This window comes from Chryseobacterium sp. SIMBA_029, assembly GCF_046535275.1.
Classification (GTDB): Bacteria; Bacteroidota; Bacteroidia; order Flavobacteriales; family Weeksellaceae; genus Chryseobacterium.
Genome location: NZ_JAWRXA010000079.1, coordinates 1 through 375 on the forward strand (window position 1 = coordinate 1; position 375 = coordinate 375).

The 375-nt window shown below is 67.2% G+C and carries 1 protein-coding gene; it reads left to right on the forward strand.

The genetic code is table 11. From position 1 onward, the window contains the following. A partial coding sequence (locus SB679_RS23300; RefSeq protein WP_410704662.1) for a helix-turn-helix domain-containing protein occupies positions 1-375 on the forward strand: 375 nt, incomplete at both ends.

The following is a 375-nucleotide window of genomic DNA, read 5'->3' on the forward strand; positions in this document are numbered from 1 at the left end:
TCGGCCATCGCTTCACTGGATGATGAGATGCGGAGGCGTCTCTTCGCCTACCTCCGCCAAGCTCAGGACGCGGTGGGCCGCGATGAGGCCGCCCGCGCTATGGGCATTCCGCGCAGCACGGCGTCTTTTCACTTGGATCGCTTGGTGCGGGCAGGGCTGGCCGTTGTCGAGTTCAGGAAGCAAGCTGACAAGGGTGGCCCGGGCTCGGGGCGGCCTGCCAAGTTCTACCGCCCGGCGTTGAACGAGGTAGTGGCGTCAGTGCCCGAGCGCCAGTATGACGTGGCGGGAGACCTGTTGGCCGCCGTCGTGGCACGTTCGTTGCCCGGACGGGTTCCCGTGGGTGAGGCGCTGCTGGAGGTTGCGGAGGAGAAGGGC